The 13436-nt window shown below is 72.0% G+C and carries 10 protein-coding genes and 1 riboswitch; of the genes, 6 read left to right on the forward strand and 4 right to left on the reverse strand.

Going from position 1 to position 13436, the window contains the following annotated elements; all coding sequences use genetic code 11:
- Positions 1-2 precede the first annotated feature (2 nt).
- Both ACZ5K7_RS27390 and ACZ5K7_RS27395 read right to left on the reverse strand, forming a co-directional pair.
- Complete coding sequence (locus ACZ5K7_RS27390; protein ID WP_468917161.1) at positions 3-1085, reverse strand: ABC transporter permease; 1083 nt, start codon at positions 1083-1085, stop codon at positions 3-5.
- Positions 1082-2731 (reverse strand): ABC transporter substrate-binding protein, encoded by a 1650-nt coding sequence (locus tag ACZ5K7_RS27395; RefSeq protein WP_468917163.1) that lies wholly within the window; start codon positions 2729-2731, stop codon positions 1082-1084. The genes ACZ5K7_RS27390 and ACZ5K7_RS27395 overlap by 4 nt, the downstream gene beginning before the upstream one ends.
- Positions 2732-2989: 258 nt before the next feature.
- A riboswitch (SAM riboswitch) is annotated at positions 2990-3098 on the reverse strand.
- A gap of 421 nt (positions 3099-3519) precedes the next feature.
- On the opposite strand from ACZ5K7_RS27395, the gene ACZ5K7_RS27400 reads away from it, so the two are divergent.
- The 5 genes from ACZ5K7_RS27400 (at position 3520) to ACZ5K7_RS27420 (ending at position 9121) form a co-directional block, all read left to right on the forward strand.
- Positions 3520-3765: a hypothetical protein gene (locus ACZ5K7_RS27400; protein ID WP_468917166.1), complete on the forward strand. Its 246-nt coding sequence runs from the start codon at positions 3520-3522 to the stop codon at positions 3763-3765.
- A 110-nt stretch (positions 3766-3875) separates the two neighbouring features.
- Complete coding sequence (locus ACZ5K7_RS27405) at positions 3876-4925, forward strand: MBL fold metallo-hydrolase (protein ID WP_468917168.1); 1050 nt, start codon at positions 3876-3878, stop codon at positions 4923-4925.
- 259 nt (positions 4926-5184) lie between these two features.
- On the forward strand, positions 5185-7875 hold the full coding sequence (locus ACZ5K7_RS27410) for a winged helix-turn-helix domain-containing protein (RefSeq protein WP_468917171.1): 2691 nt from the start codon (positions 5185-5187) through the stop codon (positions 7873-7875).
- A gap of 62 nt (positions 7876-7937) precedes the next feature.
- Complete coding sequence (locus ACZ5K7_RS27415; protein WP_351696451.1) at positions 7938-8213, forward strand: hypothetical protein; 276 nt, start codon at positions 7938-7940, stop codon at positions 8211-8213.
- Positions 8210-9121, forward strand: a complete 912-nt coding sequence (locus ACZ5K7_RS27420) for an alpha/beta hydrolase (RefSeq protein WP_468917174.1) — start codon at positions 8210-8212, stop codon at positions 9119-9121. The genes ACZ5K7_RS27415 and ACZ5K7_RS27420 overlap by 4 nt, the downstream gene beginning before the upstream one ends.
- A gap of 128 nt (positions 9122-9249) precedes the next feature.
- Here ACZ5K7_RS27420 and ACZ5K7_RS27425 read toward each other — a convergent pair whose 3' ends face one another.
- Together ACZ5K7_RS27425 and ACZ5K7_RS27430 are read right to left on the reverse strand one after the other, a co-directional pair.
- Positions 9250-11547 (reverse strand): FUSC family protein, encoded by a 2298-nt coding sequence (locus ACZ5K7_RS27425; protein ID WP_468917176.1) that lies wholly within the window; start codon positions 11545-11547, stop codon positions 9250-9252.
- A 187-nt stretch (positions 11548-11734) separates the two neighbouring features.
- Positions 11735-12517 carry a polysaccharide deacetylase family protein gene (locus ACZ5K7_RS27430; RefSeq protein WP_351696445.1) on the reverse strand — a complete coding sequence of 261 codons (783 nt, stop codon included), beginning with the start codon at positions 12515-12517 and terminating at the stop codon, positions 11735-11737.
- 247 nt (positions 12518-12764) lie between these two features.
- Between ACZ5K7_RS27430 and ACZ5K7_RS27435 the strand changes: the two genes are divergently transcribed.
- Complete coding sequence (locus ACZ5K7_RS27435) at positions 12765-13430, forward strand: TetR/AcrR family transcriptional regulator (RefSeq protein WP_468917179.1); 666 nt, start codon at positions 12765-12767, stop codon at positions 13428-13430.
- Positions 13431-13436 lie beyond the last annotated feature (6 nt).

Consider the following 13436-nt stretch of genomic DNA (forward strand, 5'->3'; position numbering starts at 1 on the left):
ACTCAGTACCTCACTCGCGGGTCGATCAGCGCGGCCACGACGTCGACGAGGAAGTTCGTCACCGCCACCACGACGGCGAACAGGGCCACGATGCCCTGCACCGCCGGGAAGTCACGGACCGTCAGGTAGTGGGCGAGCTCGTAGCCGAGGCCCTTCCACTCGAAGGTCGTCTCGGTCAGCACGGCCCCGCCGAGCAGCCCGGCGACCTGGAGTCCCAGGACGGTGACGACGGGGATCAGCGCGGGCCGGATGGCATGCCGGGTGACCAGCCGCAGCGGGGCCACGCCCCGGGAGCGGGCGGCCTCGACGTACTCGGCGGAGAGCGTGCCGATCAGGTTCGTGCGCACCAGCCGGAGCAGCACGCCGGCCACGAGCAGGCCGAGCGCCAGCCCGGGCAGCACGGCGTGCCGGAGCACGTCCGCGATGGCCGTGCCGTCGCCGCTGCGCAGGGCGTCGATCAGGTACACGCCCGTCGTGCTCGTCTGGTCCTGGAGGAAGAGCTGGACGCCGGTGCTCGCCCGGCCCGACGCGGGCAGCCAGCCGAGCCGGATCGCGAAGACCAGCTTCAGCAGCAGGCCCACGAAGAACACGGGCGTGGCGTAGGTCAGGATTGCGAACAGGCGCAGGACGGCGTCGGGTGCCCGGTCGCGGTAGGAGGCCGCCACCATGCCCAGCGGGACGCCGATGACCAGGGCCACCAGGAGTGCGTAGCAGGCGAGTTCGACGGTCGCGGCCCCGTACGTGCCGAGGACGTGCGTCACCGGCTGGTTGTCGGTGACCGTACGGCCGAAGTCGCCGGTGGCCAGTGAGCGCAGGTAGTCCAGGTACTGGGTGAGCAACGGCCGGTCGTAGCCCGCCTGGTGGAGCTTGGCCTGGAGCTGGTCCGGGGTGAGGCGGTCGCCGAAGGCGGCGCTGATCGGGTCGCCGGTCAGCCGCATCAGGAAGAAGACCAGACTGACCAGGATCAGCACGGTGGGGATGATGAGGAGGAAGCGGACCGCCAGGTAGCGGGCGAACCCGTACCCGGCGGCGCCGTCGGCCGGAGTGGCGACGGCGCCGGGGGTCTCCTGCGTCGGAGTACTCACTTCTTCGAGAGTCCCGCCCAGCGGAACTGGTACGTCGCGTCCAGTTCGGCCGGGACACCGCTGATGTCGCTGCGGGTGACGATGGCGGTGGAGCCCTGCAGCAGCGGCAGCAGCGGCACCTGCGCGGCGGCCCTGTCCTGCGCCTGCTTCAGCAGCTCGGTCCGTTTCGCGGCGTCCGTCTCGGTCTCCTCCTTCTTGATCAGCGCGCGTACGGCGGGATCTTCGTAGCCGTTGGCGACCCAGCTGTTGGCCGAGTAGAAGGGCGAGAGGTAGTTGTCGGCGTCGAGGTAGTCGGCGTACCAGCCAAGCTGGTAGAGCGGGTAGAGGTGCTTGACGCGGTCCTTGCCGTACTGGGTCCACTCGGTGGACTGCAGGTTCACCTTGAACAGGCCGGTGGCCTCCAGCTGGGTCTTGATCAGCGCGTACTCGTCGGCCGACGACGAGCCGTAGTGGTCGCTGTTGTACTGGAGGTTGAGCGTCACCGGGGTGGTGATCTTCGCCGCCTTCAGCCGGGCCGCCGCCGCGGCCTTGTCGGGACCGCCCCGCTGGTCGCCGTAGAGCGACTTGAAGGCGGGGCTGGCGCCGGTCAGGCCGTCCGGGACGGAGCTGTAGAGCGGCTGGTAGGTGTTCTTGTAGACCTGCTGGGCGAGTTGGGACCGGTCGACGGAGTCCGCGACCGCCTGCCGGACGGCAAGGGCCTTCTTCGCGTCGGCGTTCTTCGTCCTGGTGCCGTAGGGCTGGGTGGCGAGGTCGAAGACGATGTAGCGGATGCCGTTGCCGGAGCCGGTGTGGACCTTGACGCCCTTCTCCTTGCCGAGGTCGTCCAGGTCGGCGGTGGTGAGCGTGCGGTAGACGGCGTCGATGGTGCCCTGCTGGACGTCGAGCTTCAGATTGCCGGCGTCCGTGTAGTACTTCAGCTGGACGTCCTTGGTCCTGGGCGTGCCCAGTCGGCCCTTGTACTCCGCGTTGGCGGTGAAGGACACCAGCGAGTTCTTGTCGTAGCTCCTGATGCCGTACGGCCCGTTCCACGGCTTGGCCGTGACGATCGACATGTCGTCGAGGATCCTGTCCGCGGGGAACACCTGCTCGTCCACGACGTAGCCGGCGGCCGTGGACAGCACCTGCGGGAACAGCGTGTCGTCGGCCGACTTGAGGGTGAAGACGACCGTGGCCGGGTCCGGGGCGGCGACCGAGGCGAGGTTGTACAGCAGTGACGACGGGCCGTTCTCGTCGGCGATCTTCAGGTCCCGGTCGAAGCTGAACCTGACGTCCGAGGAGGTGAGTTCGTGGCCGTTGGCGAACTTCAGGCCCTTCTTGAGCGTGACCGTGTACTCCTTGGGTCCGGTCAGCCTGATCCCGGTGGCGAGGTCCGGGGAGACGTCCGCGGAGCCGTTCTTCTGACTGAGCAGGGTCGCGTAGACCTCGCTCTCGATCGTGCCGGAGCCCGCGTCCCACGAGCCCGCCGGGTCGAGGCTGGTGACCTGGTCGGTGGTACCGACGGTGATCGCCGAGCCGGAACTCGCGGTGCTGCCGTCCTTGCTGCTGGTGCAGCCGGTCAGGGCGACCAGGAACGCGGTGCCGAGGCAGAGCGCGCCGAGGCCGGAGCGCAGGGGTCTGTTCGGCGTGGCGCCGCTGTGAAGTGCCATCAGGAGTCTCTACTTCCGCATCAGGGGTGCGTCAGACGGCCATGGCACAGGGGTGTGCCATGGCGTGCGAGGTCATGTGAGAGAAAGCGCGAGAGGGGCTACACCGGCGGACGGCAGCACTGCCGGCCGGCGGAGGGCGGGATCAGCCCTGACACAGACAGCTGGACACCAGCAGCAGGTCGACATGGAGCCGGGAGCACAGCATCACGGCTCTCGCCATGCCGTCCTCCTGGGTTCCGGGCCGCCTCGGGGCCGATGTGAGCGCACTTGCAGAAAGAAGAGTTCCGCCGAGCCGTCACCTGGGGCACCCCACTGCGTCGAGGGTTGCCGTCCGGCCAGCCAGGGCTTGACACCGGAACTCGTGGCTCGCGCTCACCGTAGATCGGCAGTTCTTACGGCGTCAAGACGGTCTGGGCACGTGGAGACCGGGCCGAACGGCGAGGCAGGTGCGGGAGTCCGGGGGTACCGCGCATCGACGGAGGGTCGGTCCTGTCGCGTGGCGGTGTGCGGCGGGGCGGCCGCCGAGTACGCGTGGGACGTGGTGGGTTGAGGGCGGATCCGGGCGGGAGCGGGAGCTGAGGCGCTGACGGCCACTCACCAGACCTGGCTCAGGAGATCACCGGAATCCGGTGAGGACCTCTCACCTGTGCCACGGCGAACCTGGGCGCGCGGCACGGCATGTGCGGTGCGGCCCCACTGTCCGACCGAAGCCGGAAGGAGACCGTCATGGCTACGCCGAGGCACGTGAACAGCCCGCGACTTCGGCAACGTTCGGCCGCCCGGGAGAGGTGGTCGCCACGCCACCCGGGGACCTGCGGCTCATGCTGGACGTCAACCTCGGCATCGCGCCGTGGCCGAGCCAGGCGGTGGCGCCGCAGCTCCTGGACACGGCCGGGGACCGGGCGCGGTGTTCCCCCCCGGAGGCGTCGGCCCGCGCTGTCCGGCCGGAGGCGATCGCGCACGTCATCGCCTTTCTCGTCGGCGACCTCGCGGTGCGCACCAGCGGCGCGATCGTGCCTGCCTGCGGCGCCTGATCCGATCACCCACGGCTCGGCCCCACTTGCACGGCGGACCCCGTCCGGACCTGCCGGACCCGGTACGCCGTCCACCCCGTGTACGTCACCACTGCCCGAAGGGAAGCACCATGTCATCGACGGACCGCCGCTCGTTCCTCGCCCGCAGCGCGGCGCTGGCCACCGTACCCACCGTCGCGGCACTGGCCGACGGCGCACTCGCCGGCCCGGCATCGGCCGCCACGCTGCCCGACTACGCGCCGATCCCGCCGTCCGCGCTCGGTCCCGCCGTCAACGCGCAGGGCTACTACGTCGGCCGGATCGAGAAGAACCTGTACTGGGTCACCGACGGCACCTACCAGGCGGCGTTCCTGACGACCCGTGAGGGTGTCGTGCTGTTCGACGCACCCCCCTCCATCGGGCACAACCTCCAGCGGGCCATCGACGAGATCGCCTCCGCCAACGGCGTCTCCAACCGAGTGACCCACCTCGTCTACTCCCACCACCACGCCGACCACCTCGGCGCCTCGTCGCTGTTCGGCCGGCACGTGGTACGGATCGGCCACGCCGAGACCAAGAAGTTCCTGGCCGGCTACAACGACCCGGCCCGGCCGGTTCCCGACGTCACCTTCGACAAGCGCCACACGCTGCACGTCGGCGGGGAGCGCATCGAGCTGGCCTGGCACGGCACCAACCACACCTCCGACAACGTCTACATCCACCTGCCCCACCACAACACCCTCATGCTCGTCGACGTCCTCCTGCCCGGCTGGGTCCCCTTCGACAGCTTCAACCTCAACGAGGACGTCCCCGGCTCCATCGCCGCCCCCGCCAAGGCCATGAGCTACCCGTGGAAGCACTTCATCGGCGGCCACATCGGCAGGCTGGGCACCCGCCAGGACATGGTCGTGTACCAGCAGTACGTGGACGACATCATCGACAACGTCAAGAAGGCGCTCGCGGCGGTGGACCCCACCCCGTACTTCCCCAAGTACGGGGACAACGCCTGGGCCGCGGTCAAGGAGTACCAGGCCGCCCAGGTCGCCTATGCCGCCGAGCCGGTCATCAGGAAGTACACCGGCGTCCTCGCCGCCGCCGACGTCTACACGGCCAGTACGACCTTCATCATCCTCGAATCACTCCGCCTCGACCTCGGCGTGGGCTCGCAGGTCCACCCCTGACCCTCACACCGGAGCGGGTTTCGGCGCCGTCCGCCGACGGCGCCGAGGCCCGCCCGCGGCGCCGCTCTCCGTAGGCCGGTCACCGGAAGAGCGTGATCCCGGACGCAACCGCACCGCCAGGGCTCGGGCGGCGGGCTCGCACACGTCGCCGCAGAGGGCGTACACCCGGTTCCCGGCCGGTTCGCGGCCCGCCGTCACCGTGGGAAAGGCGACAAGTCGGCGCCGGGGTGCGGTGATGCGCGTCGGCTACGCTGACCGCGTGCCTGAAGGACAAGGCGGGATGCCCGGCCTGTCGGCCGCAGCGGGCTCGGGCCGTGCACCGGGCCGCGGCCGCCCCGGTCTCGTCGACCGCCGCGACCTGCTCGCCGCCCTGGACCGCGCGGCCGAGAAGCAGGTCACGATGATCTCCGCGCCCGCCGGCAGCGGCAAGACCTCACTGCTGCGCGCATGGGCCGACCGGCCGGGGCGGAACCGCCGTATCGCGTTCATGTCCGTACGGCCGGGCCAGCAGGACGCGCAGCTGTTCTGGCTCGCTCTGCTGGACGCGGTGCGTGCCGCGGCCGGCACCCAGGGCGCCGCGGAGCCGCCGCCCGTGACCCCCGGCTTCAACGGCGGCGCCCTGATGGACAAGGTTCTGTCCGAGATCACGGCATCCGGCGGAGCCTTCTTCCTCGTCGTCGACGATCTGCACGAACTCGCCTCCGCGGAGGCCGCCGAGCAGCTCACCACCCTGCTGACGAGTCTGCCCGACGGTGTCCACGCGATCGTGGCGACCCGTCACGACCCGCTGCTGCGCCTGCACAAGCTGCGGCTGACCGGAGAACTGGCCGAGATCCGCGCCGCGCGGCTGCGCTTCACCCTGGACGAGACCCGTGAACTCCTCACCACGTCCGGGGTCGCGCTGCCCGACCATGTGGCCGGTCTGCTGCACCGGCGTACCGAGGGCTGGGCGGCCGGGCTGCGGCTCGCTGCGCTCTCCCTGGCCGGGCACCCGGATCCCGAACGGTTCGTCGCCGAGTTCTCCGGCAGCCACCGTACGGTCGCCGAGTACCTGGTGGCCGAGATGCTGGAGCGGCAGCCGGCCGACGTGCAACGTCTGCTGCTGCGCACCTCCCTGCCGGACCGGGTCAACGGTGAACTGGCCGATCTGCTCACCGGCGGGACCGGGTCGGAACGCATCCTGCTGGATCTCGAGGACGCCAACGCGTTCGTCGTGTCACTGGACCCCGGCCGCACCTGGTTCCGCTACCACCGCATGTTCGCCGACCTGCTCCGGCTGGAACTGCGCCGCACCTTCCCGGAAGCCATCCCGGAACTGCACCGGCTGGCCGCGGGCTGGCTCGCCGGACACGCCCAGGCCGTCGATGCCGTCCGGCACCTGCAAGCCGCCGGCGACTGGGCCGAGGCCGCCCGCCTGCTCACCGATCACACCGTCAGCCTCACGCTCGACGGGCAGGCCGGCACCGTGGTGACGCTGCTGCGCGCCTTCCCGCCCCGCACCCAGGAGGAATGCCCGGAGCTGGCCCTCGTGTACGCCAACGCCGACCTGCACCAGCACCGCCTGGAGGAGACCCGGGCGCACCTCGAGATCGCCAGGTCGTACGCCGCCACGACGTCGCCCGACCGCCGGCCCCGGCTGCAGACGGCGATCGCGTCCCTGGAGCTGTTACTGGCCCGGCTGCGCGGCCACTTCGACGCCGTGTTCGAGCAGGCTCACGCACTGCCCTCCCCGGCCGCCGGCCAGTCCAACACCGAGATAGCGCTCGCCGGTGACCTACGAGCCCTCGCACTGCTGAATCTGGGCGTCACCGAGGCCTGGTCGCTGCGGCTCGCCGACAGCGAGCGGCACCTCCTGGAGGGCGCCGCACTCGCCCGCGACATCGGCCGCCCCTACCTGGAGGTCGCCTGCCTCGCCCACCTGGGATACGCCTCCAGCCACCACTCCTTCGCCCTGGTCCGGAAACGCTGTGAGCAGGCCCTGGCGCTGGCCGCCCGGTACGGCTGGGAGAACGAGCCGGTGATCGCGCCCGCCCAGGCCTCCTTCGCCGGGACGCTGATCTGCACAGGCGAGTTCGACCACGGCGAACAGTGGCTGGAGCGCGCACGCGCGGTCACCCGGTCCGCGGGCGAACCCGGCGTCCGGCTGCTGGTCCGTCTGGTCTCCGCGATGCTCTGGGCGGCGCGCGGCCGACACCGGCAGGCGCTGGCCGAGTTGACCGCCGCCGAGCAGGTGCAGGCACACATGGTGGGCCGGCACGGGCTGTCGTCCCGGGTGACCGCCTGGACGATAGCCACCCGGGCCCGCCTCGGGATGGTCGACCAGGCGCGGACCGACCTCGCCGTCCTCGACGACCGGCAGGCCGCCGCCGGGGAGATCCGCAACGCGGCCGCGGTGCTCCGCCTCGCCGAGCAGGACCCCGCCGGCGCCCGCCGCGAGCTGCGACCGGTCCTCGACGGCACCGCCCCCGTCAACTCCCTCCTCACTCCGACCGAGGCCCGGCTCCTGGACGCGCTCGCCTGCCGCGACCTGGGCGACGACCACGCGGCGGGCGAAGCCGTCGAACAGGCACTGAACCTCGCCGAGCCGGACCGGATGATCTTGCCGTTCGCGATGACCGGCGCCTGGGAGCTGCTGGGGGCCCTGCCGCAGAAGACCTCGCACGCCGCGCTGGTCTCCGACATCCTCGACGCCGTGCGCGGCGACGTCCCGGCCGGGCCCGACCGGTCGGCTTCCGGGCCGGCCGAGGGGCTCAGCCCGAGCGAACTGCGCGTCCTGCGCTACCTGCCGACGAACCTCACCCGGCCCGAGATCGCCGCCGAACTGTCGGTCTCGCTCAACACCGTCAACACCCACATACGGCGGATCTACGCCAAGCTCGGCGCCGGGGACCGGTCCTCGGCGGTACAGCGCGGACGTGACCTGCGGCTGCTGTCCAACGTCCGGTCCTGAGCGGCGCAGGATCACCGGATTCCGGTGACGCGGACTCACCTGACCGCTGAGACCATGAGCGCATGGGTGATGACCCCGTCCTGTACCAGATCCGGGTCGACGGCCACCTCGGCCCCACCCTGCTGACGGCGTTCCCGGCGTTGGTGCCGGAGCAGCAGGGCGCCGAAACCGTGCTCACCGGGCTGCTGCCCGACGCCGCGGCGCTCTTCGGCGTCCTCTCCGGGATCGAGGCCCTGGGCCTGGAACTCCTCGAAGTCCGCAGAGTCCGGCCCAGGCCCGGGCCGGACGACCAGAGCGCGCGACCCGACCACCCGCCACCGAAGGGATACGCTCCGTGAGCACCGAGCAGCAACAGACCCTCGACGCGATCCTGCGCCAGTCCGCCTTCCCCGTCGACAGTGATGTCAGCGAACAGCGGCGCCTGCTGCGCGAGTTGACGTCGGCGCAGCCGCTGCCCGCCGATGTGACCGCGAAGCCGACCACCCTGGGCGGTGTCCCCACCACCGAGATCACGGTCGACGGGGTCGAACCTCGGCACGTCGTCCTGTACTTCCACGGCGGCGTCTACGTGCTCGGGGACGCCATCAGCGCGGCCGGCCTGGCCGCGCAGGTCGGCCGGCGGACCGGCGCCAGGGTCTTCTCCGTCGACTACCGGCTCGCCCCCGAGCATCCGTACCCGGGGGCGGTGGACGACGCGCTGGCAGCCTACGAAGCTCTCCTGGGTGACGGCGTCGCCCCCTCGGACATCGTCTTCGCGGGCGAGTCCGCGGGCGGCGGCCTCGTCGTCGCCACCCTGGTCAACGCCCGCGACCACGGGCTGCCCCTGCCGGCCGCGGCCTACGTCATGTCACCGTACGTCGACCTCACCCTGGCCGGGACGACGATGGAAACCAGGCGAGCGGCCGACCCGCTGCTCAGCCGCGAACTCCTCGAACCCCGGGTCACCGACTACACGGCGGGACAGGACCCCGCACTGGCCCTGATCAGCCCCCTCTTCGCGGACCTCGCCGGCCTGCCGCCCCTGATCATCCAGGCGGGAACCCACGAGGTCCTCCTCGACGACGCGGTACGCCTCGCCCAGCAGGCCGCCGCCGCGGACGTGGAGGTCACCCTGGAGATCACCCCGGGCGTGCCACATGTCTTCCAGGCCTATGAGCCGCTGCTCGACGAAGCGGGCGCCGCGCTGGACAGGGCCGGACAGTTCCTGACCGCACGCCTCACAGGCACCGAGCGCGCCACCGCGTAGCGGGAGACGACGCCACGTCCTCGGGCCCCGTGCCCTGCCCAGGTGTGCCCGGGGCCGAGGCACAGTCGGAGCCGTGGCGCAGGACGGTGTCGCCGTTGCCCGGACCGCCGGTGCGGGCCTCGCCGTGGTCAGCCGGCGGGTCTCTTCCGCAGTCGGCCGTGGTGTGCCCCCACCCGGGCCTTCGCCGCGTCCGCGAGGCCCGGCTGGAGGCGGCGGGCGGCGTCGACGTGGTCGTCGGTCCAGATGATCCGGACCGCCACCGGGGTGGCCCGGCCCTGACCGTCGCTGAGTTCGGTGCGGACGGACTCCACCAGCCGCGCGGCACCCTCGGGGTGCAGCGGGACGACGTCGGGGACGGGGGAGTGGTCGCCGAGGCTGGCCGCGAGCCCGTGGTACCAGCCGGTGACGAGGGCCGCCGACCCGAGGACGGCGGAGTGGGCGTCGGCCCGCACGGCCTGGACGCGCGCCAGGTCCTCACCCTGCCACAGGGAGACGACGGCGTCGGCGGCCAGGCGCAGCCCGACGACTCCCGAGACGAGGGTGGTCGTGCAGGCCAGCGACAGCGGTTTGGCGCCGCGTTCGGCCAGGAAGCTGCGGAACGCGTCGTCGAGACGGCGGGCGGAGGCGGCTGCCTCGCGGCTCTGCGGGTCCGGGTCGGCGGGGTGGCGGTGGCCGAGGGCGTAGTCGACGGCGCCGCCGAGGTAGCGGGCGCTGTCGTCGTACGCCTGGGCGAGTGCCTTGTGGACGGCGGCCTGGGCGCCGCGCGGCCAGAAGAACACGGCGACGACGACGCTGACCGCACACCCCAGGGCGATGTCCTGGACACGCAGCAGGGCGACATGCCAGTTGGGGTCGTGGCCGATGTTGAACAGCACCACGAGCGTGACGGTGAACGCGGCCTGCCCGGCGGCGAAGGAGATGGCGGCGGGCGCGATTCCGGCGCACAGGATGGCCACCGGGAGCACGAACCACAGCGCGGTGCCGTGATGGCCGATCAGATGCAGCAGCCCGGCGCCGACGACGGAGCCCGCCACCGTGCCGAGGACGGCGCGGGCGGCGTTCTGACCGGTGCTGAGCGCGTTGGAGCGCAGCACGGACAGGGTGCCCAGCAGGACCCAGAAGGAGTGCCCCACGCCGGTCGCCCCGGCCAGGAACACGGCGATGCCGAGGCCGACGCCGCCGCGCAGACTGTTGTGCAGCCACACCGAGTCGGCTCTGAGATGGGCGGCGGCCCGTTCCCGTGCGGAGGCCAGCGGCGCGGCGAGCGCGCCCGGGTCACGGCCGAGCAGCCGCTCGGGCCAGCTGCGCTGCCAGGCGGTGGCAGCCATGTCCACGTTGTCGGCGATCTGCAGCACGGCGAAGCCGAGCTCCTGGGCGCGGAAGGACACGTCGAGCGCGGCGATGAACCCGTAGATCTCCGCCGTGCTGTTCCCACCCGGGTGTTCGGCGGGCACCCGGACGGTGGAACTGTGCTCCATCCCGGTCAGTGCCGCCCGCAGCTCCTCGGCGCGGGCCCGCAGCGGGCGGGTGTCGCCGGTCAGGTCCCTGAGCAGGTCGCAGGCCGCCTCCAGGACATGGGCGGCGGCGCCGCGCACGCCGTGCGCGGCCGGATCACAGCCGGGGGGCTCGTCGGTGTAGTCGGACCGGTCCACGAGGACGGCACACAGCCAGGTGAGTTCGTCGACCAGCCGGACCAGGGCACGTGAGGTCGCGGACAGGCCGGTGGGGCGATAAGGCGTGGCGTCGAAGGCTGCCCGCAGGTCCGCGCCGGTACGGGAGGTGAGCTCCGCCGCCGCTCTGCACTGGTCGGCGAAGGGCACCGATCCGTCCGGCGCCGGCGCGGAGGCACGGGTGCGCAGATATCCGGCGGCGGCCCGGCAGACGGCGGCCGCCGGGGCGCTGAGCGGATCGGCGACGGGGCGCGGCCACATCAGGGCGACGGCCGGCAGTGCCACCGCCGCCGCCAGGCCCGCGCCCGCGAGACGGTCGGGCAGCTGGGACAGCGGTACCGGCGCGGTCACCGGCAGCACGAACGCCAGCAGGAGCGCCGTCGAGCTGCCGGCCAGGACCGAGCTGACCACACCGGCGAAGAGGATCACGAAGCCGACCACGACCGTGGCCGCCACGGCGAGCCGGATGTCGGCCGCGGCCAGCGTGCCGACGCAGATCAGCGCCAGCCACGCCACCGCGAGAGCCGCCTGCGCCTGCAGCCGCTCCACCATCGGACCGGAGTAGTCGACCAGCAGCAGCATCGAGAAGGTCCCGAACGCGGCGAAGCTCGCCATCGTCGGGTTGTGGAAGACCTCGCCGCACAGGGCGAACAGGGCGGGCATCACCAGTGCGGTACGCCCGGCCCGCCGGGTCGCCGCGAGGTCCGGGTCCCGGTCGCGCAACCACGTCACCCAGCGCGGTGCCCGCCCCGACATGTACACCTCCCGCTGGCCCAGGGCAGCCGGCCCCGCCGCCGCACCGCGCACACCACCCATATGCGGCCACCGCCCGGCGGTCCGCAACATATACCGGGACGGTACGACGTCCGGTCCTGGTCGGCACTCCTGTGGGGCGGTCAATGCCCGATCGGGGCTCGGTGCCCCAGGGCCGGCGCGGCCCGGCTCACCGCACCGGGAAGCCGAACGCATACCCCTGTCCCCTGAGCCAGGGCAGCACCTCGCGCAGGGCGGCCACGGTCTCGGAGCGGTCGCCGCCGGCGTCGTGGAAGAGGATGGTCGGCCCGTTGGGCATCTCGTCCTTGACGGTGGCGACGATCGAGGACGTGCCAGGCCGTTCGAAGTCCTTCGAGTCGACGTTCCAGCCGAGCGGGCGCATACCGTGGGAGGCGGCGAGCTTCCTGCTGTACGGGGTGAAGGCGCCGCCCGGGGCGCGGTAGTAGAGCGGCCGTACACCCCCCGACGCCTCGGTGATCATGCGTTCCGCGTCGAGGATCTGCCGGGACTGGTAGGCCTCGGACTTCTTGTCCATGGTGACGTCGTGCGACACCGTGTGGTCGCACAGCCGGTGCCCGGCCGCCACCACCGCCCGCACCAGGTCCGGATGCGCCTGCGCCTGCGGGCCGATCATGCAGAACGTGGCCTTCACGCCGTACTCCTCGAGCACCTGGAGCACCCGCGGGGTCCAGACCGGGTCCGGGCCGTCGTCGATGGTGATGTTCACGCCCCGGGCGCCCCGGTCCGAGGCGTGCGCGATCTCCACCGACACCGCGGCCGCCTTCCGGCCGGCGCCGGGTGCCGCGGGGTGCGCCGAAGCCCCGGCTCCCGCACTCCCGTCGACGGGACCGGACGGCGAGGTCCACAGCGAGGCGGCGACGGCCACCGCCGTGACCCCCATCGCCGCCGCGGCCACCTGGCCGTACCAACCTCGTCCGCCGCGCCGCGCCATCGTCCGCCCCGATCCTTGTCGTTCCGTTGATCTCGTGCACCCGTCCAGACGGAAGGCGGCGGGCACCGGATCCATCCGTTACCGATCACGGACAATTCCGCGAGAGATCTGCGACAGGCTTCCTGCGTGTCCTATAACGGCGGGCGGGGCGATCGGTGTTGGCGGACCGGCCCACGGTCAAGGGCGGATCACGGGCGCGCTGTTGACGCACCTGTTAATGCAACCGAGTTGTGCTACTCTTCCGCTCGTGAGTTCGATTCGCCCCCAGCGCGCCCGCAGTGCGGCGGCCAAGCAGCAGCGTGAACGGGAGATCCTCGACGCCGCCCGGTCGCTCGCCACCGGGCGCAGCGTGCGTGAGGTCACGCTGACCGACATCGCCGCCGCCGTCGGCATGCACAAATCCGCGATGCTGCGGTACTTCGAGACGCGGGAGCAGATCTTCCTGACGCTCACCGGCGAGGGCTGGCAGGAGTGGTCGGCGGCGCTGCGCGCGCGGCTGGCCGAGCTCACCGGCGCCGGCCATGACGAGATCGCGGCGGCCGTCGCCCGCTCGCTCGTGGCACGGCCCTTCTTCTGCGACCTGCTCGCCCAGGCGCCGCTGAACCTGGAGCGCAACGTGTCGCTCGACTCCGCCTACGAGTTCAAGACGATCGCGCTCGCCGAGGTCGCCTCCGTCACCGCCGTGCTGCGCGGCCTGCTCGGGATCGGCGAGGGCGCGGCCGTGGACGTGGTCGCCACGGCCACGGGCATGGCCGGGGCGCTCTGGCAGATGGCCGCACCCGGCACCGGTCTCCGTGAACTCTACGAAAGTCACCCCGAGTTGGCGCACGCGGTGGTCGACGTCGAACCCCGGCTGACCCGTATCCTGACCGCCATGCTGAACGGCGTACGCACGACCGCCGCGGAGTCCTGAGCAACT

Source organism: Streptomyces sp. NPDC031497 (genome assembly GCF_055580905.1).

Bases quoted from the DNA above. Each gene is read 5' to 3' on its own strand.
- ACZ5K7_RS27430 (WP_351696445.1), bottom strand. From the start codon at position 12,517: ATGGCGCGGCGCGGCGGACGAGGTTGGTACGGCCAGGTGGCCGCGGCG.
- ACZ5K7_RS27425 (WP_468917176.1), bottom strand. From the start codon at position 11,547: ATGTCGGGGCGGGCACCGCGCTGGGTGACGTGGTTGCGCGACCGGGAC.
- ACZ5K7_RS27415 (WP_351696451.1), top strand. From the start codon at position 7,938: ATGGGTGATGACCCCGTCCTGTACCAGATCCGGGTCGACGGCCACCTC.
- ACZ5K7_RS27395 (WP_468917163.1), bottom strand. From the start codon at position 2,731: ATGGCACTTCACAGCGGCGCCACGCCGAACAGACCCCTGCGCTCCGGC.
- ACZ5K7_RS27405 (WP_468917168.1), top strand. From the start codon at position 3,876: ATGTCATCGACGGACCGCCGCTCGTTCCTCGCCCGCAGCGCGGCGCTG.